Annotated in this window: 28 protein-coding genes; 9 read left to right on the forward strand and 19 right to left on the reverse strand. The window is 68.6% G+C overall.

Annotated elements, in window-relative coordinates; all coding sequences use genetic code 11:
* Nucleotides 1-64: 64 nt before the first annotated feature.
* From OUA97_RS11600 to OUA97_RS11615, 4 genes are all read right to left on the reverse strand, one after another.
* On the reverse strand, nucleotides 65-3,397 hold the full coding sequence (locus tag OUA97_RS11600) for a carboxyl transferase domain-containing protein (RefSeq protein WP_267232051.1): 3,333 nt from the start codon (nucleotides 3,395-3,397) through the stop codon (nucleotides 65-67).
* An 89-nt stretch (nucleotides 3,398-3,486) separates the two neighbouring features.
* Nucleotides 3,487-4,704: a TetR/AcrR family transcriptional regulator gene (locus OUA97_RS11605; protein WP_267232052.1), complete on the reverse strand. Its 1,218-nt coding sequence runs from the start codon at nucleotides 4,702-4,704 to the stop codon at nucleotides 3,487-3,489.
* A gap of 81 nt (nucleotides 4,705-4,785) precedes the next feature.
* The gene (locus tag OUA97_RS11610) at nucleotides 4,786-6,966 is read right to left on the reverse strand and encodes a xanthine dehydrogenase family protein molybdopterin-binding subunit (protein WP_267232053.1); all 2,181 of its coding nucleotides are present in this window, start codon (nucleotides 6,964-6,966) and stop codon (nucleotides 4,786-4,788) included.
* A 2-nt stretch (nucleotides 6,967-6,968) separates the two neighbouring features.
* A complete protein-coding gene (locus OUA97_RS11615; RefSeq protein WP_267232054.1) occupies nucleotides 6,969-7,436 on the reverse strand; it encodes a (2Fe-2S)-binding protein in 468 nt (155 codons plus the stop codon).
* Between the two features lie 263 nt (nucleotides 7,437-7,699).
* Between OUA97_RS11615 and OUA97_RS11620 the strand changes: the two genes are divergently transcribed.
* The gene (locus OUA97_RS11620; RefSeq protein WP_267232055.1) at nucleotides 7,700-8,023 is read left to right on the forward strand and encodes a UrcA family protein; all 324 of its coding nucleotides are present in this window, start codon (nucleotides 7,700-7,702) and stop codon (nucleotides 8,021-8,023) included.
* A gap of 59 nt (nucleotides 8,024-8,082) precedes the next feature.
* Here OUA97_RS11620 and OUA97_RS11625 read toward each other — a convergent pair whose 3' ends face one another.
* From OUA97_RS11625 to OUA97_RS11635, 3 genes are all read right to left on the reverse strand, one after another.
* Nucleotides 8,083-8,808: a DUF4908 domain-containing protein gene (locus OUA97_RS11625; RefSeq protein WP_267232056.1), complete on the reverse strand. Its 726-nt coding sequence runs from the start codon at nucleotides 8,806-8,808 to the stop codon at nucleotides 8,083-8,085.
* A gap of 97 nt (nucleotides 8,809-8,905) precedes the next feature.
* Nucleotides 8,906-9,631 carry a beta-ketoacyl-ACP reductase gene (locus tag OUA97_RS11630; RefSeq protein ID WP_267232057.1) on the reverse strand — a complete coding sequence of 242 codons (726 nt, stop codon included), beginning with the start codon at nucleotides 9,629-9,631 and terminating at the stop codon, nucleotides 8,906-8,908.
* A 59-nt stretch (nucleotides 9,632-9,690) separates the two neighbouring features.
* Nucleotides 9,691-10,866, reverse strand: a complete 1,176-nt coding sequence (locus OUA97_RS11635; RefSeq protein ID WP_267232058.1) for an acetyl-CoA C-acetyltransferase — start codon at nucleotides 10,864-10,866, stop codon at nucleotides 9,691-9,693.
* A gap of 179 nt (nucleotides 10,867-11,045) precedes the next feature.
* On the opposite strand from OUA97_RS11635, the gene phaR reads away from it, so the two are divergent.
* On the forward strand, nucleotides 11,046-11,660 hold the full coding sequence (gene phaR / locus OUA97_RS11640) for a polyhydroxyalkanoate synthesis repressor PhaR (RefSeq protein ID WP_267232059.1): 615 nt from the start codon (nucleotides 11,046-11,048) through the stop codon (nucleotides 11,658-11,660).
* Nucleotides 11,661-11,688: 28 nt separating this feature from the next.
* Nucleotides 11,689-12,012, forward strand: a complete 324-nt coding sequence (locus OUA97_RS11645; RefSeq protein ID WP_267232060.1) for a hypothetical protein — start codon at nucleotides 11,689-11,691, stop codon at nucleotides 12,010-12,012.
* Here the strand turns inward: OUA97_RS11645 and OUA97_RS11650 are convergent.
* The 3 genes from OUA97_RS11650 to OUA97_RS11660 all read right to left on the reverse strand — a co-directional run bounded on the left by OUA97_RS11650 (nucleotide 12,009) and on the right by OUA97_RS11660 (nucleotide 13,688).
* Entirely contained in the window at nucleotides 12,009-12,323 is a 315-nt protein-coding gene (locus OUA97_RS11650; protein WP_267232061.1) for a DNA-binding protein, read from the reverse strand. The genes OUA97_RS11645 and OUA97_RS11650 overlap by 4 nt on opposite strands.
* A 138-nt stretch (nucleotides 12,324-12,461) precedes the next feature.
* Nucleotides 12,462-12,890: a hypothetical protein gene (locus tag OUA97_RS11655; protein ID WP_267232062.1), complete on the reverse strand. Its 429-nt coding sequence runs from the start codon at nucleotides 12,888-12,890 to the stop codon at nucleotides 12,462-12,464.
* Between the two features lie 69 nt (nucleotides 12,891-12,959).
* Nucleotides 12,960-13,688: a glycosyltransferase family 2 protein gene (locus OUA97_RS11660; RefSeq protein WP_267232063.1), complete on the reverse strand. Its 729-nt coding sequence runs from the start codon at nucleotides 13,686-13,688 to the stop codon at nucleotides 12,960-12,962.
* A gap of 48 nt (nucleotides 13,689-13,736) precedes the next feature.
* On the opposite strand from OUA97_RS11660, the gene OUA97_RS11665 reads away from it, so the two are divergent.
* A complete protein-coding gene (locus tag OUA97_RS11665) occupies nucleotides 13,737-15,410 on the forward strand; it encodes an ArnT family glycosyltransferase (protein WP_267232064.1) in 1,674 nt (557 codons plus the stop codon).
* Entirely contained in the window at nucleotides 15,407-16,309 is a 903-nt protein-coding gene (locus tag OUA97_RS11670) for a hydroxymethylglutaryl-CoA lyase (protein ID WP_267232065.1), read from the forward strand. Before OUA97_RS11665 ends, OUA97_RS11670 begins: the two co-directional genes overlap by 4 nt.
* On the opposite strand, the gene OUA97_RS11675 is transcribed toward OUA97_RS11670, so the two are convergent.
* From OUA97_RS11675 to cysS, 7 genes are all read right to left on the reverse strand, one after another.
* Nucleotides 16,306-17,244, reverse strand: a complete 939-nt coding sequence (locus tag OUA97_RS11675; RefSeq protein ID WP_267232066.1) for a glycosyltransferase family 2 protein — start codon at nucleotides 17,242-17,244, stop codon at nucleotides 16,306-16,308. The two genes, OUA97_RS11670 and OUA97_RS11675, sit on opposite strands and share 4 nt — an antisense overlap.
* On the reverse strand, nucleotides 17,241-19,226 hold the full coding sequence (gene thrS / locus OUA97_RS11680) for a threonine--tRNA ligase (protein ID WP_267232067.1): 1,986 nt from the start codon (nucleotides 19,224-19,226) through the stop codon (nucleotides 17,241-17,243). Before thrS ends, OUA97_RS11675 begins: the two co-directional genes overlap by 4 nt.
* Nucleotides 19,223-19,504 carry a membrane protein insertion efficiency factor YidD gene (gene yidD, locus OUA97_RS11685; protein ID WP_267232068.1) on the reverse strand — a complete coding sequence of 94 codons (282 nt, stop codon included), beginning with the start codon at nucleotides 19,502-19,504 and terminating at the stop codon, nucleotides 19,223-19,225. Before yidD ends, thrS begins: the two co-directional genes overlap by 4 nt.
* Before the next feature lie 56 nt (nucleotides 19,505-19,560).
* A complete protein-coding gene (locus tag OUA97_RS11690) occupies nucleotides 19,561-20,010 on the reverse strand; it encodes an iron-sulfur cluster assembly scaffold protein (RefSeq protein ID WP_267232069.1) in 450 nt (149 codons plus the stop codon).
* Nucleotides 20,007-20,561, reverse strand: coding sequence for an SRPBCC domain-containing protein (locus tag OUA97_RS11695; protein WP_267232070.1), 555 nt, complete (start codon nucleotides 20,559-20,561; stop codon nucleotides 20,007-20,009). Before OUA97_RS11695 ends, OUA97_RS11690 begins: the two co-directional genes overlap by 4 nt.
* A gap of 61 nt (nucleotides 20,562-20,622) precedes the next feature.
* Nucleotides 20,623-20,910, reverse strand: coding sequence for a GIY-YIG nuclease family protein (locus OUA97_RS11700; RefSeq protein WP_267232071.1), 288 nt, complete (start codon nucleotides 20,908-20,910; stop codon nucleotides 20,623-20,625).
* A gap of 123 nt (nucleotides 20,911-21,033) precedes the next feature.
* Nucleotides 21,034-22,422: a cysteine--tRNA ligase gene (gene cysS, locus OUA97_RS11705; RefSeq protein ID WP_267232072.1), complete on the reverse strand. Its 1,389-nt coding sequence runs from the start codon at nucleotides 22,420-22,422 to the stop codon at nucleotides 21,034-21,036.
* A 214-nt stretch (nucleotides 22,423-22,636) separates the two neighbouring features.
* Here cysS and folE point away from each other — a divergent pair, with 214 nt between their 5' ends.
* The 3 genes from folE (at nucleotide 22,637) to OUA97_RS11720 (ending at nucleotide 23,945) form a co-directional block, all read left to right on the forward strand.
* Complete coding sequence (gene folE, locus OUA97_RS11710; protein ID WP_183771616.1) at nucleotides 22,637-23,269, forward strand: GTP cyclohydrolase I FolE; 633 nt, start codon at nucleotides 22,637-22,639, stop codon at nucleotides 23,267-23,269.
* Between the two features lie 107 nt (nucleotides 23,270-23,376).
* On the forward strand, nucleotides 23,377-23,775 hold the full coding sequence (hisI, locus tag OUA97_RS11715) for a phosphoribosyl-AMP cyclohydrolase (protein ID WP_267232073.1): 399 nt from the start codon (nucleotides 23,377-23,379) through the stop codon (nucleotides 23,773-23,775).
* Nucleotides 23,772-23,945: a hypothetical protein gene (locus tag OUA97_RS11720; RefSeq protein WP_267232074.1), complete on the forward strand. Its 174-nt coding sequence runs from the start codon at nucleotides 23,772-23,774 to the stop codon at nucleotides 23,943-23,945. The genes hisI and OUA97_RS11720 overlap by 4 nt, the downstream gene beginning before the upstream one ends.
* On the opposite strand, the gene OUA97_RS11725 is transcribed toward OUA97_RS11720, so the two are convergent.
* Together OUA97_RS11725 and OUA97_RS11730 are read right to left on the reverse strand one after the other, a co-directional pair.
* Nucleotides 23,942-25,612: an alkaline phosphatase D family protein gene (locus OUA97_RS11725; RefSeq protein ID WP_267232075.1), complete on the reverse strand. Its 1,671-nt coding sequence runs from the start codon at nucleotides 25,610-25,612 to the stop codon at nucleotides 23,942-23,944. The genes OUA97_RS11720 and OUA97_RS11725 overlap by 4 nt on opposite strands.
* A 72-nt stretch (nucleotides 25,613-25,684) precedes the next feature.
* Nucleotides 25,685-25,822, reverse strand: a complete 138-nt coding sequence (locus OUA97_RS11730; RefSeq protein ID WP_267232076.1) for a hypothetical protein — start codon at nucleotides 25,820-25,822, stop codon at nucleotides 25,685-25,687.
* A 202-nt stretch (nucleotides 25,823-26,024) separates the two neighbouring features.
* Here OUA97_RS11730 and OUA97_RS11735 point away from each other — a divergent pair, with 202 nt between their 5' ends.
* The gene (locus OUA97_RS11735) at nucleotides 26,025-26,939 is read left to right on the forward strand and encodes a helix-turn-helix domain-containing protein (RefSeq protein ID WP_267232077.1); all 915 of its coding nucleotides are present in this window, start codon (nucleotides 26,025-26,027) and stop codon (nucleotides 26,937-26,939) included.
* Nucleotides 26,940-26,970 lie beyond the last annotated feature (31 nt).

A 26,970-nucleotide genomic window follows, 5' to 3' on the forward strand; every position in this document is an offset into this window, starting at 1 on the left:
TAAACTTGCTTAACGTCGATGACGAAGCAAGGCGCGGTCGGTCACACCCCTGTGCATCACCCGGTCACCAGCTGTCGATCCAGCGCAGCTTCTTCTCGGTGCGGACCGGTGCTGGCGGCTGCGCCTTCAGCCCCGCCAGCACCCAGCGCCGGGTATCGGCCGGATCGATCACGTCGTCGAGCGCCGGGCCCATGGCCTGGGACAACGCCTTGCCACGGGCGTAGGCGGCGGCGACCATTTCATCGAACTTCGCCTTACGGGCGGCCGCATCCTCGATGGCCGCCAACTCGTTGCGGTAGCCGAGCTTCACTGAGCCCTCCAGGCCCATGCCCCCGAACTCCCCGGTGGGCCAGGCGACGCTGAACATCGAGGCCTGGTAGCTGCCGCCGGTCATGGCGATGGCGCCCAGCCCGTAGCTCTTGCGCAGGATCACCGAGAACAGCGGCACCGTCAGGTTCGCCCCGATCACGAACAGCCGCGAGCAATGGCGGATCAGGCCGGTCTTCTCGGCTTCCGGCCCGACCATGTTGCCGGGGGTGTCGGATAGCGACAGCAACGGGATGTCGAAGGCCTCGCAAAGCTGCATGAAGCGCGCGGCCTTGTCGGAGGCGTCGGAGTCTATGGCGCCGCCGATATGCTGCGGATTGTTGGCGAACACGCCGACCGGCCGCCCCTCGATGCGAATGAAAGCGGTGACCATGGCCAGGCCGAACTTCGGGCGCAGCTCCAGCACCGAGCCCTCGTCGGCGATCAGCTCGATGACCTTGCGGATGTCGTAGACCCGCAGCCGGTTCTCCGGGATCGCCCGGCGCAACAGCCGTTGGTCGGCGCAGGTCCACGCGGCCACAGGTCCTTGAAAATAGGACAGGTACTGCTTGGCGAGCTTCACGGCATGGGCTTCGTCGTCGGCCAGCACGTCGATGGTGCCGTTGGCCTGCATGACCTTGATCGGCCCGATTTCCTCGGGGCGGAACACGCCGAGCCCGCCGCCCTCGACCATGGCCGGGCCGCCCATGCCGAGCGCCGAATCCTTGGTGGCGATGATCACGTCGCAGCAGCCGAGGATGGCCGCATTGCCGGCGAAGCAGCGCCCGGACGAGATCCCGACCAGCGGCACCGCGCCCGACAGCCGCCCCCAGAACTCGAAGCCGCGGACGAAGCCGCCGCCCTCGGTGTCGCCGGGCCGCCCGCCGCCGCCCTCGGTGAAGAACACGGTCGGCAACCGCCAGCGCGCGGCGATTTCGCTCATTCGGTCGAGTTTGTCGTGATTGTGCGAGCCCTGGGTGCCGGCCAGCACGGTGTAGTCGTAGGCCATCACCGCCACCCGGGCCTTGTCCTCGGCGAAGCGGTCGCCGTTGACCGCCCCCAGCCCCATCACCATGCCGTCGGCCGGGGTCTGGGCGATGAGCTCGTCGACCGTGTTGCGGCGTCGCCGGGCGGCGACGGTGAGCGCGCCATACTCGGTGAAGCTGCCCGGATCGCAGAGGTCGTCGATGTTCTCCCGCGTCGTGCGCTGACCGGTCTTGCGACGCCGGGCGACAGCGTCCGGCCGCGCCTCATCCAGTGTCATCCGGTGGCGCTCCAGCACCTCGGCCAGGTCCGGGCGGATGTGATCGAGGTCGATCGCTTCCTCGCCGATGACGGCGCCGCCGGCCACCTCGGCCGGCTCAATGAAGGCCAGGGCGTGGTCTTCGAAGACCGTGTCGCCCTCGCCCACGGCCACCAACCGCACGACGCCGGAGACGTCTGCGGCGATCACGTGCTCCATCTTCATGGCTTCCATGACGAACAGAGGCTGGCCCTCGCGCACCTCGTCGCCGACCTGGACCATCAGACCAATCACCGTGCCTTGCAGCGGCGCGCGCACCGGCCGCGTGCCTTCCGGGCCGTCCAGTTCCTCGGGCTCGTCCTGCGTCTCGGCCTGCGCCTTGCCGTGATGCAGCACGGCCAGCGGGTCGGCGGCGTCGACCTGCGCCCCGGCCCGCTTGGTCCCGCTCGCCGCCGCAGTCTCGAAGTAGTGGCGCGGGGCCGCCGGCGCCTGCGCCAGTTCCTCCATCCGCTCCTCGATCAACCGGGTGTGCACATCGCCGCTCGCCACCGCCGGATGGGCCAGCAGGCCTTGCAGGAATTCGATGTTGGTCGCCGCACCGACGATCTTGAACTCCGAGAGCGCGCGCCGCGCCTTGGCCGTCGCGGCCGGCAGGTCCGGCGCATGAACGATCAACTTGGCCAGCAGGGAGTCGAACCGGGTCCCTGTGCGGTAGCCGCCATAGCCGAAGCCGTCGACCCGCACGCCCGGACCCGACGGCGGCTCGTACGCCGACAGCACTCCGCCTGACGGCTTGGCGGCCCCGTCGGCAGTCATGGTCTCCAGGTTGACCCGGGCCTGCAGGGCGACGCCCCGCGGACGCGGAACCTCGGCCTGCACCAGACCGAGCTCGGCCAGGGAGCAGCCGCGGGCCAGTTCGATCTGCAGGCGGACCAGATCGAGCCCGGTCACCTCCTCGGTGACCGTATGCTCGACCTGCAGGCGCGGATTGGCCTCGATGAACACGACGCGCTCGGCGTCGACAAGGAACTCGACCGTGCCCAGGCTTCGGTAGTGCGCGGCACGGCCGAGGGCGACTGCGGCCTCGAACAGCCGCTCGCGGGTTTCCATCGGCAGGCTCGCCGCCGGCGCGATCTCGACCACCTTCTGCCTCTGGCGCTGCAAACTGCATTCGCGGTCCCACAGGTGTGAGACGACCTGGCCGTCGCCGACGATCTGGACCTCGACGTGACGGGCGCGGGGCAGGAACTCTTCGACATAGAGCGCCCCGTCGCCGAAGGCCGCCTGCGCTTCAGAGGCGCAGCGCTCGAAGGCGTCGGTCAGTTCGCCCGCCGACCGCACCGGCCGCATGCCGCGCCCGCCGCCGCCGGCGACGGCCTTGACCATCACCGCGCCGCCGGGCCCCAGGCTTTCCAGGAACGCCCGCGCTTCGGCCAAGGTCACCCCGCCATGGGTCCCGGCCAGGATCGGCACGTCGCAGCGTCGGGCCAGGCTGCGGGCCGCGCCCTTGTCGCCGAACAGCTCCAGCGTCTCGGGCGAGGGACCGACGAAGGCGACGCCCGCCTGAGCGCAGGCGCGCGCGAAGGCCGCGTTCTCGGAGAGGAAGCCATAGCCGGGGTGGACCGCGTCGCAGCCATGCGCCTGGGCCGCGGCGAGGATCTGGGCGCCGTCGAGATAGGCGGCGGGGCCGGCCCCGGTCAGGGCGTGAGCAGCGCCCGCCACCCGAGTATGCAGCGAGGCCGCATCGTCGCTGGAATAGACCGCCAGCGTGTCGATCCCCATGTCCGCAGTGGTGCGGGCGATACGAATGGCGATCTCGCCGCGGTTGGCGATCAGCAGCTTCTTCACGTGGCGTTTCCCCGCTCGGCTTCCTGGATCAAGAGCCTTGGCGGCTCTCGGGCTTTTCTCCCACTTTGCCCGGGCGCCGCGGGGGCCGTCTACGCCTTGGGAGCGAGTCCTTCGAAGAACGGCCGCACGTAGAGCGCGGCCGCGGCTTGCGGGGTCACGCCCGGCGTCCAGTGGTGCAGTTCGGCCGCGGCGTTGATCATCGCCGTCAGCATCTGGGCGCCGACATTGACGTCCACCGGTCGCACAGAGCCGTCGGCGATCCCGTCGGAGATCAGCGAGGCGAAGCGGTCCGACAGCCGGTCGAAGCGGGCCACCAGCTTGGGCTGAATGGCCTCTGGCGCCGACGTCAGGGCCGAGGCGCGCAGCAGGGGCGAATTGCCGTTGAGCTGGTACTCGACCAACGCCGTGGCGATGGTCGCCAGGGTCTGCAGCCCGCAGGTCGACACCGCCTCGGCCTGGCGGATGGCCCGGCGCATGACGTCGAAGGTCCGCTCAAAGCAGGCCACCACCAGTTCGTCCTTGGTCTCGTGGTGGTGATAGAAGGCGCCCTTGGTGACGTTGAGCCGGGCGCTGATCTTTTCGACCGAGGCGCCGACATAGCCCTCCTCGTTGATCAGCTGAGTGGCCGCGCGCAGGAAGAGTTCGCTGGACGCCTCGCCGCCCGCCTTGGGGATCAGGGTCGGCAATGAAACGGGGTCCCAGTCCGCGCCCGGCGCGGCGAGCCCGTCCACGGTGATCGCCCAAACGCGCTGCGACACCCGGCCGAAGTCTTCGACGTCGTTGCGGTGCAGCCAGACCGGCGCCCAGAACACCTCCGAGATCAGCAGCAGCGCCCGGGCCCCCAGCGCCGGCCGCGACAGCCCGCGGGTCTCGGGCCCCGACAGCAGCGTGCGGATGCGGCGGAACATGTCGACATAGGCGGCGTTGACCGGCGCGCTGTTCAGGGCCCGCACGTCGTTGAAGGCCGTGAGGGGCTCGGCCTCCCCCGCCAGCATCCGGGCGCGGTACTCGAAATAGGCGTCGAGGAACTGCTTCACCCGCGCCCGTACGTCCGGGCCGCCCTCGGCCTGGGCGATGAGACCGTTGTAGCGGTCTATGCCCCGCAGGAAGCAAGCCGCGGCCAGATCTTCCTTGTTCTTGAAGTAGTAGATCACCCCGGTCGGCACGAGGTCGAGGCGCGCGGCCACGTCGGCCAGCGTCATCCCCCGCACGCCGCGGCGGTTGAGCACCTCCACGGCCGAGCCCACAATGGCGTTCTTGCGCTGTTCATAGCGCTTGGTCGGTACACGGACCGTCGTCGTCGTCATCGATGCGTTCTTGTTATCTAGACGACGACAGATCAGCTCCGCCGCGTCCTCCCGAACACATGATGGCCGACCTGCGCGCGCTTAGCCACTCTTCAGCATGGCCGTATCGATCGGAAGCTGACGAATGCGCTTTCCGGTGGCGGCGAAGATCGCGTTGCACAAGGCCGGGACGATCGGCGGCAGCGCCGGTTCGCCCAGGCCGGTCGGCGAATTGTCCGACTTGATGAAGTGCGTCTCGATCGGCGGCGCCTCGTTGATGCGCATCAGCGGATAGTCGGTGAAGTTGCTCTCGACCGCCGCCCCGTTCTCGATGGTGATAGTCTGGTGCAGCGCGCCGGACAGGCCGTCCAGCACCGATCCCTCGATCTGGTTCAGGGCGCCGAACGGATTGATGATCTGCCGTCCGACGTCGGCGGCGACCCAGACCTTGACCACCTTGATCGCGCCGTCCGGGGCCACCGCCGCCTCGACCACTTCGGCGAAATAGCCCAGGTGGCTGTAGTGGAAGGCGATCCCCAGGCCCGAGCCCTTAGGTAGCGCCCGTCCCCAGCCCGCCTTCTCGGCGGCCAGCTTGACCACCGCAGCCATGCGGCCGGCCGCGTAGCCCGACGGCGCATCCCCGACCACCGGCTTGTCGCCAAGAAGTTTCAGCCGGAACGCGACAGGATCGGCGCCGGCGGCGTGGGCCAGTTCGTCGATGAACGACTGCACGACGAAGGCGATGGCGTTGGAGCCCGGCGCGCGCAGCGGTCCGGTCGGCACGCCGCACGGCATCATCGACAGGTCATAGCGGTAGTTCGGTACGAAGCGGGCCGGGAACTCGGTCGGCGACATGCCGGCGCTGCGCGCGGCCGTCCCGTTTTCGCCGAGGGTCACGAAGTGGTCGCGCCAGCCGACCACTTCGCCGGCCGCGTTCACCCCGCCCTTCAGGAAGTGCCAGCCGGCGGGCCGATAGAAATCGTGGCGCATGTCGTCTTCACGCGTCCAGAGCAGCTTCACCGGCGCGCCGACCTGCTTGGAGATCCAGGCCGCCTCGACCATGTAGTCGTTCATAAGCCGCCGGCCGAAGCCGCCGCCGCAGCGGATCATGTGGATGGTCACCGCCTCCGGCGCGACGCCGAGGGTCTTGGCGACCAACTGGCGGCCCGGCTCGGGGTTCTGGGTCGGCGCCCAGATCTCGACCTTGCCGTCCTTGAAGTGGGCGGTGCAGTTCTGCGGCTCGAGGTTGGCGTGCGAGATGAACGGATAGGCGTAGGCCGCCTCCACCGTCTTGGCCGCGCCCTTCAGGGCCGCCTCGACGTCGCCGTCGTTGCGCTCGGTCTTGCCGGGCGCCCCCTTGGCCAGTTCGGTCGCCCTGGCCGCAAAGCCGGCCGACGACTGCGCCGAGGTTGGATGCTGCTCCCACCGGGTGTTCAGCCGGTCGCGGCCCTTGCGCGCCGCCCACCAGCTGTCGGCCACCACCGCCACGCCGGGCAGCAGGCCGTCGAGCGCCGTTCCGCCCTCGACCACGAAGGCCTCGCGCACGCCCTTCACGCCCTTGGCCGCGGCGAGGTCCGCGCCCGCGACCTTGGCCCCGAACACCGGCGCCTTCTCGTAGGTGGCGTAAAGCATCCCGGGCACGACCACGTCGATGCCGAACAGCGGCTTGCCGGTGACGATCGCGTCGGTGTCGACCTGGCGCAGCGGCTTGCCGATGATCTTGTAGTCCTTGGGGTCCTTCAGCGGCACGGTCTTGAGGTCCGGCACCGTGACCTGCGCGGCCTTGGTCGCCAGCGAGCCATAGGTCGCCTTCCGCTTGGAGCCGGCGTGATGGACGACGCCGCCGGCGGTCGTGCACTCGGTGGCCGGCACGCCCCAGCCCTGCGCCGCGGCCGCCACCAGCATCATCCGCGCCGCCGCGCCGACCCGGCGCAGCTCGTCCCAGTGCAGGGGCGTGGCCATGCTGCCGCCGGCGAACTGGCGGCCGTAGGTGGCGAAGTCATTCATCGCCTGCTCGGTGCGGACCTGGCTCCAGTCGACGTCGAGCTCCTCGGCGATCAGCATCGGCAGCATGGTCTTGATGCCCTGGCCGATCTCCGGGTTCTTGGAGACGATGGTCACGCTGTTATCGGGGGCCACGCGCACATAGGCGTTGAGCTTGCCGCCGCCCTGCGCGGCCCCGGCGGCGCCGGCCTTGCCCGCGACCGCAAACGACAGCACCAGGCCCGCGCCGGCCAGGACGTCGCGGCGATTGGCCGAAGTAAGCTGGGATCCGTCCGCCATGGTCAGGCCTCCGTCTTCTGGCCGGAGGCCTGCTTGATGGCCGCGCGGATGCGCGTGTAGGTCGCGCAGCGGCAGATGTTCCCCGCCATCGCCTCGTCGATGTCGGCGTCGGTCGGCTTCGGTTTTTCGGTCAGCAGCGCGGTCGCCGACATGATCTGGCCGGCCTGGCAGTAGCCGCATTGGGCCACGTCCAGTTCGCTCCAGGCGGCCTGCACCTTCTGGCCCACGGCGCTGGCGCCGACGCCCTCGATGGTGACGATCTTCGATTGTCCGAGCCCCTCGACCGGGATCGTGCACGAACGCATCGGCGCGCCGTCGATATGGACCGTGCAGGCCCCGCACTGGGCGACGCCGCAACCGTACTTGGGACCGAGTATGCCGAGGGTGTCGCGGAGCACCCAGAGAAGAGGCGTGTCTCCGTCGACGTCCGCCGACAGCACCTTGCCGTTCACATTGAGCTTGAAGGCCATGAAAGCCGCCCTCCCTGTTTATTGCGAAATCCTAAGGGCTGGTATGGCCGCACCGCAAGCGGAGTAAATCTGATGGGCGACGAACGGCGCACGGCGCGTCCGGACCAACCAAGCATAGACATCAAATAACAGCGCACATGTACGTTCGGTAACTTCCTTAAACCTTCGTCATTACTCCGGATTAACACGATTTATCGGGCCCGCTTGGACTACCCATTGCTCATCGGCGACCCAGACAGGCGCCACGAATTGGGAGAGTTCAGATGACCAAGTTCAGCACCGCCCTGGCCGGCGTCGCGACCATCGCCCTGGCCGCTGTTCCTATCCTGGCCCTGGCCACCGGCGCGCAGGCCGCTCCGGTCGCGGTGAAGGTGTCGGATATCGACCTCGGCTCGGCACGCCACGCGCACACCCTGGAGCATCGGGTGGCGAAGGCCGCCGCCGACTACTGCAGCTCCGCCTCGGTCGGCCGCATCACCCTGGCCGCGCACCACGCCTGCCTGCAGGGCGCCCGCGCCGAAATCCAGGACAAGCTGGCCGCGCATCAGGCCCTGGCCGGGAAGCCCCAGGAACTCGCGCAGCGCTAGTCCCCCGAAGGCCGCGCGAGTAGGGCCCGCCCTTGTGGCGGGCCTTTGCATGTCCAGTGTTAGCGGGAACCCGCCGCCTGCATGATGCGGTCCGACGACGGGCGGCCATAGAGGCCGTCGGCCGGCGTCACAGTGATGCGCATTTCTTCGCCGTACAGGATCGCCGAGGGTCTACGTCCCTCGACCAGCTTCACCTTCTTGACCCGCGACAGCAGGCTGCGGCCATCTGGCCTGCGGGAGATGCGCACGACAGCCTCGGCCGTCACGGCGGCGGCGTCGGCGACCACCGCCGAGGAGGCCGGCGAGGCGTCGGCCTCGAAGGGAATCAGCCTGCGGGCCGCGCGCGTGGCCCGGGCGCTGGCCTGGGCCAGCCGTTCAAGCAGCGCCTGCGGGCTGAGCGGCGCCAACCGCAGGGCGCCGCCAGCGCCGGCCAGGGCCGCCGGAGAGCCGCCGGGCCGATCGGCGGTGAACAGGGTCAGGCCGCCCAGTCGCGTCGCGCGCAACACCGGCTCGCCCAGATCGTTCTTGTAGATCACGTCGCCGCGCGGGGCCGGATGCGGCCGCAGCGCCCAGATTTCGGGGCTGTCGTCGAACTTCATGTAGACGCGCGGCTGGCTGCGATCGAGGACGAAGCCGTCGCCGTCCTCGCTGACATAGCGGGCTACCGGCGGGCTGGCCTGGCGGCCGGGGGCCGTGCGATCGCCGAACAGGCCCTCGCGCAGGGTCTGCGGTCCGGCGTGCGCGACCGCCGCCCAGCCAAGGTTCATCGCCGCGGCGAACGCCACGGCGATAAGCCCTAGGTACGCTGACGCCGGTCTTTCGCTCACCATCGAGCTAGGCAGATGCCCTTTGACTGGGGCGCTTTTTGGACGCGCGCCAAGCTTAGCCGGCCATGTACTGGCCACCGTTCAGCGACAAAGTCGACCCGGTGACGTAACCGGCGTGCTCGCCGGCCAGGAATGCGACCATGTCGGCGATCTCTTCGCCTTTGCCCAGACGGCCGACCGGGATCTGGCCGATGATCGAGGCGAGGACGTTCTCGGGCACGGCCTGCACCATCTCGGTGTCGATGTAGCCCGGCGCGATGCAGTTGACCGTGACCCCCTTGCGCGCGTTCTCCAGCGCCAGCGCCTTGGTGAAGCCGATCACCCCGGCTTTGGCCGCCGAATAGTTGGTCTGACCCATCTGGCCCTTCTGGCCGTTGATCGACGAGATGTTGATGACCCGGCCCCAGCCGCGGTCGCGCATGCCCTCGATCACATGCCGGGTCATGTTGAAGACCGAGTCCATGTTGACGCGGATGACCTCAGACCACTGCTCGGCGGTCATCTTGTGGAACACGCCATCGCGGGTGATCCCGGCGTTGTTGACCAGCACCTCGATCGGGCCGAGCTCGGCGGTCACCGCCTCGACCGCACGGCCACAGTCCTCGAAGCTGCCGACATTGCCCTTTACGACCATCACGCCCAGTTCGGACGCGCAGGCCTGAGCGGCGGCCTCGTTGCCGGAATAGCCGGCGGCGACCTCGAAGCCGTCGCTCTTCAGCCGCTCCACGATCGCCCGGCCGATCCCCCGGGTTCCCCCCGTCACGAACGCAACTCTGCCCATCGGGCTCGCCTCCCTCGCTTAAACAACCGGGCGCCGGTTGGTCCGGCGCTCCAGGAACGTCAGACTGACTCCACGCACATGGCAACGCCCATGCCGCCGCCGACGCAGAGCGTCGCCAACCCCTTCTTGGCGCCCGAACGTTTCATTTCGTGCACAAGGGTGGTGAGAATGCGGGCGCCCGAGGCGCCGATCGGGTGGCCGATGGCGATCGCGCCGCCGTTCACGTTCACCTTGGCCGGGTCAAGGCCCAGGTCCCGCACCACGCAGATCGACTGGGCGGCGAAAGCCTCGTTCGATTCGACCAAATCCAGGTCGGCCACGGACCAACCGGCCTTTTCCAGGGCCTTGCGGCTGGCCGGGATCGGGCCCGTGCCCATGATTTCCGGCTCGACCCCGGCGTTGGCCCAGGAAGCGATGCGCGCCAGCGGCTTCAAGCCGCGCTTGGCGGCCTCGTCGGCGCTCATCAGCACCAGCGCGGCGGCGCCGTCATTGAGGCCCGAGGCGTTGGCGGCGGTGACCGAGCCGTCCTTGGCGAAGGCCGGGCGCAGGCCCGATACGCTTTCCAGCGTCGCGCCGTGGCGGATGTACTCGTCCTGATCGACGATGGTGTCGCCCTTGCGGCCCTTGATGGTCACCGGCGCGATCTCATCGGTGAATTTGCCGGCCTTCTGGGCGGCCTCGGCCTTGTTCTGGCTGGCGACGGCGAACTTGTCCTGCTCCTCGCGGGTGATCTGCCAGCGGGCTGCGATGTTCTCGGCCGTCTGGCCCATGTGGTAGCCGTGGAAGGCGTCCCACAGCCCGTCCTTGATCATGGTGTCGACCAGGGCCAGGTCGCCCATCTTCTGGCCTGAACGCAGCTGCTGGGCGTGCGGGGCCTGGCTCATGCTCTCCTGGCCGCCGGCGATGACGATAGCGGCCGAACCGTCCGCGATCTGCTGAGCGCCAAGCGCCACCGCGCGCAGGCCCGAACCGCACAGTTGGTTGAGGCTCCAGGCCGGGCTCTCGACCGGAATGCCGGCGTTGACCGCCGCCTGGCGCGCCGGGCCCTGGCCGGCGCCAGCCTGCAGCACCTGGCCCATGATGACTTCGCCGACGTCGCCGGTGGAGATGCCGGCCCGCTCGACCGCGGCGGTAATCGCCACCTTGCCGAGCTCATGGGCTGGGAGGCTGGACAGCGCTCCATTGAACGATCCGACGGGGGTGCGGACGGCCGAGACGATGACGACGTCGCTCATGGGAGGGCTCCTCAGCTCATTTGAGGTTTTCATCTATCGATAAAGGGCGGAGCTTGGGCAAGGGCGCAAACTGACTCGCCTAATCGGGGCGATCACTTTCGCAAGGCGCTCGCATCCGCGATACTGCGGTGCAAGAATGAGAATCCGCCGCCGGGGGCGGGCAGATGAAGGACTGTGGGATGGCTGACACCCAGGGATCCGACGACGGCCGCGTCGTCATCAAGAAGTACGCCAACCGGCGACTCTACAACACCGCCTCGTCCTCGTACGTCACGCTCGAACACCTGTCCGACATGGTGAAGCAGGGCGTGGATTTCGTCGTCTACGACGCCAAGACCAACGAGGACATCACCCGAACCGTCTTGACCCAGATCATCTTCGAGGAAGAAAGCCGCGAGGGACAGAACCTGCTGCCCATCCAGTTCCTGCGGCAGCTGATCGGGTTCTACGGCAACTCGATGCAGGCGTTCCTGCCGAGTTATCTTGAGCTGTCGCTGGCCACCTTCGCCGAGCAGCAGGAGCGCATGCGCGCCCAGTTCGCCAGCATCGGCCAGGGCTCGGGACTTGGCTCGGGCCTGGGCGGCGCCTACGAGGACCAGATCCGCCAGAACCTGGCCATGTTCGATCGGGCGATGAAGATGTTCTCGCCGTTCGCCTATACGCGCCCGCAGGAGGAGCCAGCGCCCGCCAAGCCCGCGGCGCCCGCCCCGCCGGCGGCCGACGAGACGCTCGACGCCCTCAAGAAGCAGATGGCCGAGATGCAGGCCCAGATCGAGAAGCTCGCCAAACGCTAGCTTAACCTCGCCTCGCTAGGTTCCGCGTATGACTTCGCCCATCGATCCGATCCGCAGGCCGAACGCCACGCGGCGCGTCAAGCGCTCGGACAACGCCGCGCGGGGCGAATCGACGGATCGCAGCGTGCCGGCGGTATACGAACCGCCGCCGCCGCCCGTGGCCCCGGGCGTCACCGCCCGCCCCGAGGCGGCCTTCGCCGCGCATGTGCTCGGCCAGGACGGTCAGAAGCGCGGTCTACGCAACGGCAAGGAAACGCTCGACAGCGCCCGCAGCCTCTACAACAAGATCGAATACTCGGGCGCCGCCGACCGCCGCACGCCCAAGGGCCGCACGGCCAAGACCGAGGTTTAGCGCCCCTTCAGCCGCGCCACTTCAGCTTCCAGGGCCGCCACCTTCTTCTCCAGCGCCAACAGCCGCCCGGTCAGGTCGCCCTGCCCAGGGACCGGCGTCGAGACCCCGGCGCGGTCGGCGATCTCGGCGGCCGGCACGCCCAGCAGGTCGGCGAAAATGCCTACCTCCTCGGCGGAAAGTTCCCGCTGGTCCTTGAAGACCAGCACGATCTCGGCCTCGCCCATGCCGGCCGCGGCGGCCAGAATGCGAGGATTAAGCCCGCGTTCCGCCAGCTTTTCCTCGAACCACTGGCGATCGAAGAACAGGGCCATCAGCCGCGCGCGCTCTGGCGCCGGTCTTGCTTAACCGGGAGTGAATCCACCGCCGACGGGACTCCCATGTTCGCCATCGCCACCCGCTTCTTCGATCTGGCTGTCGTCACCCTGATCTTCTCCGCCCTGACCTGAGGCCTAGTAGTCGCCGTGGCCGAAGTCGACGTCTCGGCGCGCCGAGACGATCGTGACGATGAATCCGGCCAGCACGTCGAGCAGCACCATCACGGTCAGCAGGAAGAAGGCCGAGGTCGCGAAGGCCGGCGCCAGCAGGAACTCCACCAGGCAGCCGACGAACAGCAGCATTGAGAGCGCGTGATTGACGATCGCCGTCCGCCGGCTGGTCGTCGACTTCAGCAGTTCGATGAACAAGACGATCAGGCCGGCCAACAGCAGCAAGTCGCCCAGCGTCACCGGCCACTCGGCCGCCGAGTTCATCGCGATCGTGAACAGCGGCTCGGTCATCCGGATGGTCGCTTCCTGCGAACCGAAGCCGCCGGCCAGGGTCAGCGCCACGATGTTGTAGGCGAGCACGGGCAGGGCCAGCAGCGGCACGGCGGCGAACATCGAAACCCCTCCCCCTCCGGGATCGAGCAGGAGCTTCCGCTGCTTCTCCAGGCGCGACAAGCGCGGCCCTCAGAGCTCTTCCACGCGGCCGGGCAGGCGCGAACGCGACTGCAGCCACATCACGCCAAACAGGTCGGACAGCGAGGCCCAGAGCCGGCCGAGGTTGGTGTACTTGGACTGGCCCGTCTGGCGGTGCCGGTGGTTCACCGGCCGGAACGCGACCTGATAGCCCTCGCGCAGCATCAGCGCCGGCAGGTAGCGATGGATGTGATCGAAGTATGGCAGCCGCAGGAAGGCCTCGCGCCGGAACGCCTTCAGACCGCAGCCAGTGTCGTTGGCGGTGTCCTTGAGCAACTTCTTGCGCACGCCGTTGCCGAACCGCGAGGCGAACTTCTTGGCGGCGCTGTCCTGGCGCTTGACCCGCTCGCCGCCGACCATGACCAGCTCGGACGGCCCGGCGTTGAGCGCGTCGACCAAGCCCGGGCCGTCGGCGGGATCGTTCTGGCCGTCGCCGTCCAGGGTGACAATCACGTCGCCGCGCGCGGCGAGGATACCGGTGCGGATCGAGCGGCTCTGCCCAGAATTGCTGGCGTGGCTCAGCACGCGCAGTTGCGGGATTTCGGCCTTTAGTGCGCTCAGCGCCGCGCGTGTGCCATCGCGGCTCTTGTCGTCGACGAAGATCATCTCATAGTCGCGGCCGGCGAAGGCGGCGGCGATCTCGCGTGCGAGGTCCGGCGCCGCGCCCTCCTCGTCGAAAACGGGGACGACCACGGAAATGTCGGGCGTTGATTTGGCCATGGCCCCTCATAGCGGAAAAATCGCCGCGCGGATGCTATCAACGCTGCCATGAGTCTACAGGCCTATCTGGACCGATTCAGCCAGGGCTGGCGCGCGCCGGCCTTCGCCGCCCTGATCGCCATGCTCGCGGGGCTGCCCGGCGTGTTCGCGATGCCGCCGCTCGACCGCGACGAGAGCCGTTTCGCCCAGGCCACGGCGCAGATGCTGGAGACCGGCGACTTCGTGGTCATCCAGTTCCAGGACCAGCCGCGGTTCAAGAAGCCGGTCGGCATCCACTGGATGCAGGCGGCCAGCGTGGCGCTTGTGTCGCAGGTCGAGGACCGCGACATCTGGGCCTATCGGCTGCCTTCGCTGCTGGGCGCGATGCTGGCGGCCGCCGCCTGCACCTGGGGCGCCTCGGTGTTCTTCGGCGGGCCGACCGGCCTGCTGGCCGGGGCGATCCTGGGATCGACCTTCCTGCTCTCGACCGAGGCCTTCATCGCCAAGACCGACGCGGTGCTGGCCGGGACCACGACGCTGGCGCTGGCGGCGCTGGCCAGGATCTACGCTGCGTCGCGCGACGGTCCGCCGGCCGGGCGGATCACCCGGCTGCTGTTCTGGCTCGGCCTTTCGCTGTCGATGCTGGTCAAGGGGCCGGTGGGGCTGATGGTCGTCACCCTTACGGCGCTGTCGCTGTGGGCGTGGGACCGCAAAGGGGCCTGGCTGAAGGACCTCGGCTGGACCTGGGGCCTGATCCTGATGGCCGCGATCGTCGGTCCCTGGGCGGCGGCGGTGACCGTCGCCACCGACGGCGGGTTCTGGACCACCGCCTTCGGGGCCGACTTCGCGCCCAAGCTGGTCGGCGGCCAGGAGAGCCACGGGGCTCCGCCCGGCTACCACACCCTGCTGACGCCGCTGCTGATCTTCCCCGGCGCGCTGCTGCTGCCGGCCGCGCTGGCGCTGGGCTGGCGCGCGCGCAACGAGCCGGGCGTGCGCTTTGCGCTGTGCTGGCTGATCCCGGCCTTCATCGTCTTCGAGGCCACCCCGACCAAGCTGGTGCACTACACCCTGCCGACCTACGGGGCCTTCGCCTGGCTGATGGCGGCGGCCGTGATGCGCCCGCCGGTGGGCCAGGTCGCCAAGTGGATCGGCGTCGTGCTTTCGGCCCTGGTCGGCGTCGTCTTCGCCGCGGCGATCTTCTACCTCTATGGCGAGTACGGCGATCCCGGCGATCTGCCGGCCACCGTCGTCACCGCCCTGCTGCTGGCCGCGGCCGGGCTGACCGGCGCCTACCTTCTGTGGCGCGGCGAGGCGCTGAAGGCGATCGTCGGGGCCGGCGTCCTGACCATCCTCGGACATGGCGCCTTCGCCGGCGCCTTCGCGCCGAGCCTGGATCCGCTGTGGCTGTCGCAGCGCACCGAACGCGCGCTGGAGGCGGCCCGGCTGTTGCCGCGCCAAGGCTTCACCCCGGCCCCGGTCGCGGTCGCCGGCTACGCCGAGCCCAGCCTGGTGTTCGCGCTGGGCACCCCGACCGACCTCGGCGACGTGCCCGAGGCCATTGAAGCCATCGCCGATCAGCGCCCCGCCGTGGTCGAGGGCCGCGAGCAGGCGGCCTTCGAGGCCGAGCTCAAGGCCCGCGGCCTCAAGGTCCGCGAAATCGGCAAGGTCGAGGGCCTCGACTACTCGAACGGCGACGAAACGACTTTACGCATCTACGCCCCAGCCCCATCTGAGTCCCCATGAGCCGGTTCATCGAAATCGTCGAAGTCGGTCCGCGCGACGGATTGCAGAACGAGAAGTCCATCCTCGAGGTCGATCAGAAGCTCGACTTCATCCGTCGGCTGCAGGCCGCCGGCGCCAAGCGGATGGAGGTCGTCTCCTTCGTCAATCCGAACCGCGTGCCGCAGATGGCCGGGGCCGAAGAGATCATGGCCGCCCTTCCCGCCGGCTCGGGCCTGTCACGCATCGGCCTGGTGCTGAACATGCGCGGCTGGGACCGCGCCGTGGCGACCGGCTGCGACGAGGCCAATGTCGTGGTCTGCGCGTCGGACAGCTTCGGGATCCGCAACCAGGGCGCCGACGTCGCCGAGCAGATCGCCGCCATGCACGCCATCGCCGCGCGCCAGAAGGCCGAGGGGGGGCCGCCGATCTCGGTGACCTTCTCGACCGCCTTCGGCTGCCCGTTCGACGGCGAGGTGCCGCGGGATCGGGTGGTGTCGCTGGCCCGCGAGGCCGCTGAGGCCAAGGTCGACGAGATCGCCCTGGCCGACACCATCGGGGTCGCCGACCCCTGGATGGTCCGCGACCGGGTCGAGGCGGTGAAGCAGGTGATCGGCGACATCCCGCTGCGCCTGCATTTCCACGACACCCGCAACACCGGCCTGGCCAACGCCTTCGCCGGGGTCGAGGCCGGGGTCGACATCCTGGACGCCAGTTGCGGCGGCCTGGGCGGCTGCCCGTTCGCGCCGGCCGCGACCGGCAATATCGGCACCGAGGATCTGGTCTACATGCTGGAGCGGGCCGGGTTCGAGACCGGCTACGACATCGGCGCGCTGATCGAGACGGCCAAGTGGATGTCGGGTCTGCTGGACAAGCCGATCGCCGCCTCGGTCAGCCGGGCCGGCGTGTTCCCGCCGGCCTAGGCGGTCCGCCCGCGGATGCGCCACATCACCGGGCGGGCGATGGCGGTGCAGACGATGATCGGGGACAGGATCAAGGCGAGCGCCAGCTCGCCGAAGCCTTCGGCACGTTTGCGGAAGTAACGCGCCAGGCCCACGCCCTTGTGGAACTCGACCCGCAGCGGGCTGGCGTGGCTCGTATGGCCAAGATGAATCACCTCGGCCTTGGGCTGGAACAGCACCTCGCCGCCGGTCTGGCGCACCCGCCAGCACAGGTCGACATCCTCGACGTGCAGGAAGTAGCCCTCGTCGAAGCCCTGGACGATGTCGAAGTCCTCGCGGCGCATGCAGAAGCAGGCCCCCGAGATGGTCGGCACCGCGATCACGCCTTCGGGCGCAGCCTCGGCTTCCCAGTGCACCTCGTAGCGGCGCCAGGCGGGGATCTTCCGCGACAGATGGCTGAGGCTCATCAGCGCGCTGACCGGGGTGATGTCGCCGCGACGGGCGCCGCGCTGCTCGGTGCGGTCGGAGTTGAGCACCCGTCCGCCGACCAGGGTCGGGACCGGGCGCCCGTCGATGGCGCGGACCAATTCGGCGATGCAGCCGGGCTGCAGGAAGGCGTCAGGATTGAGGAAGACGATGGTGTCGCCGGCCGCGCCGCGAGCGCCGAGATTGGCGCCGCGGGCGAAGCCGACATTGCCGTGGCCGGTCAGCAGCCGCACACGCGCGTCGCTTTCGGAAAGGCGCTTCAGCCGCGCCGCTTCCATGCGGGTCGAACCGTTGTCCACGATCACGAGCTCGTCGACCAGCGGGTCGGCGAGCACGCATTCGATGCTCTGCTGCAGCGCCTCGCCGGTCATGTAGACGACCATGACGACGGATACTTTGCGGTGCGGCTTCAGGAAGTCCTGAGTCGGCGCGGGTTCGTAAGCAACGATCGGTGCGGCGATGCCGTTCATCCAGCCTCCGTAACCCCGACCGCGGCGCGCTCAGGCGAAACGCCCCGAAGCACAGCCTGACGTGTAACATCCGGCGGACTCGCCTCTAAGGCAAGTTTATTGACCGCTTCCTCAAGCGAAAGAACGGACTGACCTTCGGAACCGAACCGCCTCAAGGCGACCTTGCCTTCCTCAGCTTCCCGCCGGCCGACCACAGCGATGATGGGGGCCTTAGCGAGACTGTGTTCACGGATCTTGTAGTTGATTTTTTCGTTCCGCAGATCCGTTTCAACCCTGAGACCGGCGGCGCTCAATTCTTGAGCTACGCGCAAGGCATAATCATCGGCATCTGACGTAATTGTGGCGACGACGACCTGCGTCGGCGCCAACCACAGCGGGAACGCGCCTGCGTAGTTTTCGATCACCACGCCGATGAAACGCTCCATCGAGCCGCAGATCGCCCGGTGCAGCATGACCGGGCGCTGCTTGGAGCCGTCCTCGACCACGTACTCGGCGTCCAGCCGCTCGGGCAGCACGAAGTCCAGTTGCAGCGTGCCGCACTGCCAGGTCCGGCCGATGGCGTCGGACAGGTGGAACTCGAGCTTCGGACCGTAGAAGGCGCCTTCGCCGGGCAGACGCTCGACCTCCATGTTCACCGCCTGGCGGGCGGCGCGGTCCAGTTTGTCCTCGGCGACGTCCCAGACCTCGTCGGTGCCGGCCCGCAGGTCCGGGCGCAGCGCCAGCTTCACACTGTGCAGCTCCAGGCCGAAGTCGGCATAGACCGAGTTGAGCAGGCGCACGAACTTCGTCGTCTCCTCCTCGATCTGGTCTTCGCGGCAGAAGATGTGGGCGTCATCCTGGGTGAAAGCCCGCAGACGCATGATGCCGTGCAGCGCGCCCGACGGCTCGAACCGGTGGCAGGCCCCGAACTCGGCCATGCGCAGCGGCAGGTCGCGATAGGACTTCTGGCCGAAGTTGAAGATCTGGACGTGGCCCGGGCAGTTCATCGGCTTGACGGCCAGCTCTTCGCCTTCCGTCGTCTCGCACGTGAACATGTTCGCGCCGAACTTCTCCCAGTGGCCGGACTTCTCCCAGAGGGCCCGGTCCATGATCTGGGGCGCCTTGACCTCGACATAGCCGTCGCCGTCCAGGCGGCGGCGCATATAGGCCTCGACCGTCCGGTAGAGCGTCCAGCCCTTCGGATGCCAGAAAATCATGCCCTTGGCCTCTTCCTGCAGATGGAAGAGGTCCATGGCGCGGCCGATCTTGCGGTGGTCGCGGCGCTCGGCTTCCTCCAGACGCTTGAGGTGCGCCTCCAGGTCGGCCTCGCTGGCCCAGGCCGTGCCGTAGATCCGTTGCAGCTGGGCGTTGCGATGGTCGCCGCGCCAGTAGGCGCCGGCCAGCTTCATCAGCTTGAAGGCCTTGCCGACGGACTTGGTCGAGGGCAGGTGCGGCCCCAGGCACAGGTCCTTCCAGTTCCCCTGGCGATAGACCGTGATCGTCTCGCCTTCCGGCAGGTCCGAAATGATCTCGGCCTTGTAGGCTTCGCCGATCGACTTGAAGTGCTCGATCGCCTCGCCGCGGTCCCAGACCTCGCGGACGATCTTCTCGTCGCGGTCGACGATCTCGCGCATGCGCTGCTCGATCGTCGCCAGGTCGTCCAGGCTGAACGGCGTGTCGCGCGCGAAGTCATAATAGAAGCCGTCGTCGATGGCCGGGCCGATCGTGACCTGCGTGCCGGGGAACAGCTCCTGCACCGCCTCGGCCATGATGTGGCTGGCGTCGTGGCGGATGGTCTCGAGGCTCTCGGGACTTTCGCGCGTCAGGATCTCGAAGGCGCCGCCCTTTTCGAGCGCCCGGTCGAGGTCACGCAGCTCGCCGTCGAGCTTCACGAGCACCGCCTTTTTCTCCAGCGACTTGGCGATGGAGGCGGCGACGTCACGTCCCGTCACGCCGTCTTCGAACTGGCGCTTGGAACCGTCGGGGAAAATCAGGTCGATCATGTCTCACATGTCCATGTCCGCGAGGCCGGCCCATCTCCGTTTGGGGCCTTGTCGCGCGGTTGGGGGACCGGGTCGTAGCCCGATGCTCCCCAGGGGTGACAGCGGCACAACCGCCGGGTCGCAAGCCAGGAGCCGCGAACGGGGCCGTGCAGGATCAGGGCCTGGGCCGCGTACTCCGAGCAGGTCGGAAGAAACCGGCACTGGCGCCCGATCAGGGGCGAAAGCGTCAGCTTGTAGGCGCGCAAGGCGCCACGGACGCAGGTCTCGTAGAGGTTCATGCCGGCTCGCGGACGTGCGCTTCAGCCGCAGCGATTACGCTGGGCGGCCTTGAGGATCAAGCCGCGCCGGCGCGGCTAGTTCGTTCCACGGCGCGGCGGACGGCCTCGGCCGCGGCCTCGAACGCCAGAAGCGTGGAGGCGTGGCGGGCGGGATAGTCTTTCACCGGGGCCAGCATGGAGAGATCCGAAAAACGTCCTTGGGGCGCATCGGCGCCTTGTTTGAGCATAGCACGGAACTGATCCCGGGCCATCTCGATCTCCGAAAGGCTCGCGCCGAGCACGCTGGCGCCGAGCACCGCGGCCGAGGCCTGGCCCAGCGCGCAGGCCTTCACGTCCTGAGCGAACTGGGCGACGCGGTCGCCCTCGACCGTGACGTCGACCACCACCCGACTGCCGCAGAGCTTGGAGACCTTCTCCGAGCTCGCGTCCGGCGCGGGCAACCGGCCGAGATGCGGCATGTTCGCCGCCAGCTTCAGCAGCTTGGCCGAGTAGAGGTCGTCGATCATGGCGCTGATGTAGGCGCTCCGCCCTCGGCGCGCCATTGCGCCTCGGCCCGTTCCTTCAGCGCCTCGCTCATGGCCTGGAAGCCGCGATAAATCTTGCGCCCCATGCGCCGCGCGACGGTCGGCCCAAGCAGCCCGCCGATCAGCTCGCCGTTCGAGAAGATCGTGCTGGCGGTGTCGAGCTTCTCAAGCTCCAGGAAGCGGGTGTTGGAGACCAGCCCGCCCATCATCTTCAGCCGCCAGTGGATCTGGTCGTGCGGCACCCACTCGTACACCACCGGCCGGATCACCCGCGGCGCCTCGTCCTCCAGGGCCAGGGTCAGGGTGAGTTGGCCGCCGGTCCGGATCGCGCCCTCGGCCTTGGTGTAGAGCGGGTTCCACTCATGCCAGCGCTCGACGTCGTAGAGGATCTCCCATATCGTCTCGACCGGCGCGTGGATGCCGATGCGGTGCTCGACCCGCACCCCGCTCGGGCCCGCCGAGGGGGCGGGCTTGAACTTCAGGCCCTTGCCGGGCGTGAACATGGTGTTCTGCGTCTTCGGGCCTAGAGCCATGACTGCACCTGCGCCCCGCTCATCCCCGCGACGGCGGGGATCCAAGCGACGCCCACGCCGCTCAGCAGTTCAGGGTCTCGTAGAGATCGTCCCAACGCGGGTTCAACTCCTCAATGAGCCTGATCTTCCAGGCTCGATTCCACTTCTTGATCTGGCGCTCCCGCCGGAACGCGTACTCGCGCTCTTCGTGCACCTCGTACCATGCCAACCGTACGACATCGTACTTCGCGGTGAAGCCTCGATACGCCTTCTCTTTGTGCTTCCATACCCGAGACGCAAGATCATCGGTGTGTCCGCAGTAGAGCGTCCCATACGGGTCGCTCGCCAAGAGATAGGTGTAGAAGGACACCGCCGCCTCCCCGCTCGTCCCCGCGAAGGCGGGGACCCAAGCTGAGGATCGGGCGACAGGCTCGTCAAGATTTGTCCGGCAACGTCGACCGCTTGGATCCCCGCCTTCGCGGGGATGAGCGGCCTAGTTGGCTTCCCTGATCCGCCAGGTCGCGCCGGTCGGACCGTCCATCACCTCGATGTTCAACGCGGTGAGTTCGTCGCGGATGCGGTCGGCGGCGGCCCAGTCCTTGGCGGCGCGGGCCTCGATGCGCTGGGCGATCAGGGCGTCGACCTTCTCGCGCAGGTCGTCGGTGACGCCGGCCTGGAACCAGTCTTCCGGATCGCCGAACAGGAAGCCCAGCAGGTTGGCGGCGGCCAGCAGCTCGCCCTTGGCCTGAGCGCGGCCCTTGCCTGTGGCGGTTTCCAGCCGGGTCGCCATGGCGAACAGCTCGGCGAAGGCGGCCGGGGTGTTGAGGTCGTCCTGCAGCGCAGCCAGGAAGGCGGCCGGCGGGGACACGTCCTCGGCCTCGACCTCGCTGGCGCGGCGAAGGGCGCCGTAAAGCCGGTCGAGCGCCTTCTTCGACTGCTCGATCAGCTCGCCGGTCCATTCCAGCGGCGCGCGGTAGTGGCCGACCAGCAGCGCCCAGCGCAGCGCCTCGCCGGGCGCCTGCTGGATGAGGTCGTGCACCAGGGCGACATTGCCCAGGCTCTTGGACATCTTCTCGGCCGCCATGTTCAGGAAGCCGTTGTGCATCCAGTAATTGGCGTAGCCGGCGCCATGGTCGTGGCCGGCGCAGACGCCCTGGGCCATCTCGTTCTCATGGTGCGGGAACAGCAGGTCGATGCCGCCGCCGTGGATGTCGATCGGCAGGCCCAGCGACTTCTCGATCATCGCCGAGCACTCGATGTGCCAGCCCGGGCGGCCCGGCCCCCAGGGGCTGTCCCAGACCGGTTCGTTCTCCTTCGACGGCTTCCAGAGCACGAAGTCGGCCGGGTGCTGCTTGTAGGGCGCGACGTCGACGCGGGCGCCGGCGATCATGTCGTCCATCGGCTGGCGCGAGAGCTTGCCGTAGTCGGCATAGGCCTGGGTGTTGAACAGCACGTGACCTTCGGCCGCATAGGCCGAGTTGTTGGCCACCAGCTTGCCGATCATCGCGATGATCTCGGCCATGGTCTGGGTGGCGCGCGGCTGATGGGTCGGACGCAGAGCGCCGAGGGTGGCCATGTCGTCGTTGTAGATCGCCAGATAGCGGTCGGTGATCACGTCGATGGCGACGCCTTCCTCGGCGGCCTTCTTGTTGATCTTGTCGTCCACGTCGGTGACGTTGGCCGCGTAAATCACGGCGTTTTCGCCGTAGGCGTGGCGCAACAGGCGGAACAGCACGTCGAAGACGACCACCGGCCGGGCGTTGCCGATATGGGCGTAGTTGTAGACCGTCGGCCCGCAGACATACATCGTCACCCGGCTCGGATCCTTGGGGACGAAGGGCCGCTTTTCGCGGGCCATGGTGTCGTAGAGCGAGAGGGCCATAGGGTCCTTCATGAAAAGGCGCGCCGGCGTTTGAGAAAAACTGACGCTGGGTAACAGTTGCCCGCAAAGGGGTTGGCCCCATATACATTCGGTCCGGCCGCGAGGCCACGGTTCCGTCCGTGGTCGCGCACATGGCCGCATTGAGGGGTGGCACGCGTCATTTCCGGGACCTTCGTCCCGGCGCAACTCAGGCCCCGGAAAGAAACCGCTGCACATGGACGCTCCCAGTCGCGACCGAACCCTGATCGGCACGCCCGGTCTTGATCTTGAAGCCGTGAAGCGCCCGTCGCGCGAAGAGGCTATGGAAGCTGTGCGCACGCTGATCGCGTGGGCCGGCGATGATCCGCGCCGTGAAGGCGTGATCGATACGCCCAAGCGCGTGGTCGACGCCTATGCCGAGTGGTTCGAGGGCTATCAGCTCGACCCGGCCAAAGAACTGTCGCGCACCTTCGAGGACGTGCAGGGCTACGACGACATCGTCATGCTGCGCGACATCGAGGTCGAGAGCCACTGCGAGCACCACATGGCCCCGTTCCTCGGCAAGGCCTATGTGGCCTACATGCCGACCAACCGGGTCGTCGGCATCTCCAAGCTGGCCAAGGTCGTGGAAATCTACGCCCGCCGCCTGCAGACCCAGGAGACCATGACCCAGCAGATCGCCGACGCGATCACCGACAGCCTGCGTCCGGCCGGCGTCGCGATCCTGATCGACGCGGCCCACCAGTGCATGACCACCCGCGGCGTGCACCACCGCCACGTTTCGACGATCACCACCCAGTTCACGGGCGTGTTCAAGACCGACGCGACCCTGCGCCAGCGCTTCCTCGACTTCGTCAACAAGCGCTGACGGCCCCATTCCAGGCCCTCCCTGCGGAGGGCCTGGCTCAGCCGCGCTGCGCCAGGGTGGCGCATTCGGGCTGGCGCGCGCGCCGACGCAGGCGCCATATGCGCGCCATGACCCAAGCGAGCTTTCCCACTGCCCCGTCCAAAGACGCGCTCGAGCGTGGCGCGGTCCTGAGCCCCCGGTTCGACGCAAGCGGCCTGATCGCCGTCGTCGCGACCCATGCGCAGACCGGCGAGGTGCTGATGTTCGCGCATATGAACGCCGAGGCGCTGGCCAGGACCCTGGAGCTCGGCGAGGCGGTCTATTTCAGCCGCTCGCGCAATGAAATCTGGCACAAGGGCGCGACCAGCGGCCAGATCCAGAAGATCGTCGAGATGCGCGTCGATTGCGACCAGGACTGCCTCTGGATCAAGGTTCTGCCGCAGGGCGACGGCGGCGCATGCCACGTCGGATTCCGTTCGTGCTTCTACCGGGTGGTCGAGGACGGCCAGCTGGTCGAGCGGCCGTGAGCCCGCTGGAGGCCATCGCAGGCTTCACCGTGGCGGCCGGGCTGCTGACCATCCTGCCGGGACTGGACACCGCGCAGGTGCTGCGCACGGCGGTGGTCGGCTGGCTCGACCGGGTCACGGGCGGCGTGTTCGTCGCCTTCGCCGCCCGCCTGGCGCTGGCCCGACCCTAGACCTCCGACAGGCCCGAGACGCGGCGCGCCTCCGGCGTCACGCGGAAGGTCTTGAGCACCTTGGTCTCGAACGTCTTCGCGGCGATGGTCGAGACGGTCATCAGCTCGGCCTTGGCGTCCTCGTGGGTCAGGGTCAACAGCAGGAAGCCCTTGGCCGACTGCTCGGAGAACACGACCTCCTTGTTGGCGGCCGCGAACATCTCGCCGACCGAGAAGCCCTTGATGGTGTCGTTCGCGCCGGGGCTGGTGATGCCGGTCGCGCCGAATTCCGCAGCGACGCGGTTGCCGGCGTCGTCATAAAGCTCGTTGGCCCAGAAGGCGTGGCTGTCGCCGGCCAGGACGATGGCCCGCGCGCCGGCGGTCTTGATCGCGTCGTAGAGCCGCTCGCGCTCGGCGGGATAGCCGTCCCACATGTCGAGGCCATAGGGCAGGTCGAGCTCCGCCAGCTGCTCCATGCGCGCCAGACGCTTGCGCGAGCCCTCGCCCTCGCCGGCCATGACCTCAGCCAGCTTGGCCTCGCCCAGGTGCTTGCGCAGGCTGGGCACCGGCAGGCGGGCCATGACCACCTCGTTGCCCAGCACCTGCCAGACGCGGCCGGCCTGGACCGAGTCCTTGAGGCCCGCGGCGAGCCAGGCCTCCTGCGCCGGGCCCATCATCTTGCGGGCCGGATCGTTCAGCTTGGCGCGGAAGGCGGCGACCTCGGCCGGGCCGCCCGGGGCCGGCAGGTCGCGGTCGTAGCTCAGCTGCTGGTCGCGGGCGGTGAGCCGGGTCTCCAGCATGAACAGGCTCATCAGGTCGCCGAACTGGAAGGCCCGGTTGATCGCTGCGCCGCCGCCTTCCGGCTCGCGGATCGGCATCCACTCATAATAGGCCTTGATGGCCCGGGCCTTGCGCTCGTTCCAGTCGCCTTCCTGGTCCGGCTGGTGGTTCTGGGCGCCGGACATGAAGCTGTCGTTGGCGGTCTCGTGGTCGTCCCAGACCACGATCCAGGGCGCGCGGGCGTGGGCGGCCTGCAGCTGGGGGTCGGACTTGTACTGCGCGTGGCGGCGGCGATAGTCGCCCAGCGAGACGATCTCGCGGTTCGGGTCATGCGGCCGCTCAGCGGCGACCGGCGAGTTCATGCCGTAGGACTCGGGGCCGCCGTACTCGTAGATGTAGTCGCCCAGGTGCAGCACCGCGTCGACCCGCGGCAGCTTGGCGATCGCCTCGTAGGCGTTGAAGTAGCCGTTCGGATAGAGCGAGCAGGAGGCCACCGCCAGCACCACGTCCTTGGTCGCGCCGCTGGGCAGGGTGGCGGTGCGGCCGATCGGCGAGGTCACGCCGTTGGCGGTGAACTCGAAAGTATAGGCGCGGCCGGCGTCGAGGCCCGCGACATCGACCTTCACCGTCCAGTCGCGGCCGGGGCCGGTAACACCGTGGCCCGACTTGGCGCCGCCGGCGCGGCGGTCGACGGGGTTGAGCGCCCAGCTGTAGGCGATGTCGCCGGCCTTGGGATCGGCGGGAGTGATGCGGGTCCAGAGCATCACCCGGTCGGCCAGCGGATCGCCCGAGGCGACGCCGTGGTTGAAGGAGATCGCGCCCGTGTAGCGGGCCGGCGCCTGCGCCGCGGCGGGGCCGGCTGCGCCCAGGCCAAGCAGGGCCAAGGCCCGACGTCGATCGATCCGCATGCTGATCCCCCTCACGCTCTACAGTTGAGCTTGGAGCGTAGAGGAGAAGCATGACGGGCTGATGTAAAGCCGCTATCGCGGCGACAGGCCGCTCGCCGCGGCCGCGACCGAATGCGCCTTGGTCAGACCCGAGGTGGCCGGGGTCGTCAGGGCGATCACCCCGGCGGCGATGAACGACACGATCGACAATCCGAGCGTCAGATACGCCATGGCCTTGTTCCTCCGTCGGCGGACTTCTGGCCGCGCTCATGGTTGCCGCAAAGTCTAGAAGAACGCCGTTCGACGTGCAGTTGCAGCGGCCTGCGACGGCCTGCGCAACCCTTGCAGCGCCACGTGCAACCGTTGCATTCCATCGCGCAACCGTTGCATTCAAGGTTGCATTCGCCGATGGCTATGGAATCATTGAGGTTCCATGCACGCCGCCACGCCTTTTTCGAAGAAGCTGGACCTGGTGCTGAAGGCGCTCTCGATGAGCCGGGGCCGCCTTGCAGCCGAGCTCGGCGTGGACAAGTCGCTGGTCGGGCGCTGGGCGTCGGGGTCGGTGACCCCCTCGGCGCACAATCTGGAGAACCTGACCCGGCTGGTCGCCCAGCGCCGCGCCGGCTTCACCATGCTGGACTGGGACCGCAGCCTGGACGGGCTGGCCCAGGTGTTCGGCGTCGAGCCGGCCTCGCCGCGCCCGGCCGAGCCGCCAACCGCCGGCGCGACGGTCGAGGGGCTGCCGCTGCCGGGCCTGGACCTGATCCGGATGGTCACCGAACGGCGCGGGGCGACCTATGAGGGCTTCTGGCGCAGCACCCGTCCATCCATCGCCATGCCCGGCGAGATCTTCCACGACTACGGCATGATCCGGCGCGGGGCGGACGGCCTGCTGCGCTTCCAGATGGGCGGCTCGGGCCTGCTGTTCGACGGCTGGCTGATGCCGGTCGAGGGCCAGGTGTTCGCGATCCTGTTCGACACGGTGGGCCAGACGCCGGTGTTCCTGGTGTTCAACGGCGTCTCCCTGCACAAGGCGGTGCAGCTCGACGGGCTGATCCTGGCCGCGGCGCTGAACGCGGCGCGGACGCCGTCGGCCTATCCGGTGGTGCTGGAGCGGATCGGGGACTTGACCGGCGACCCGGAAAGCGACGACGAACGCTGCGCCGAGCTGCTGATGCTCGACACCGCCGCCACCGAGGACACCGCGCCCGACGCCATGCGCAAGCATCTGATCCGCGACATCGGCCCCGCTGCGGCCGCCGCCGGCACGGGCGAACTGTTCCTGCTGTCCACCTGGGCCAGCAGCCTGTCCAAGGGCCTGTCGGCCGGCGGACACCTGCAAGGGTGAGCCAGAGCGACTTCGAGGACGACGACCTCGC

Source organism: Phenylobacterium sp. 58.2.17 (assembly GCF_026411515.1).
GTDB lineage: Bacteria > Pseudomonadota > Alphaproteobacteria > Caulobacterales > Caulobacteraceae > Phenylobacterium.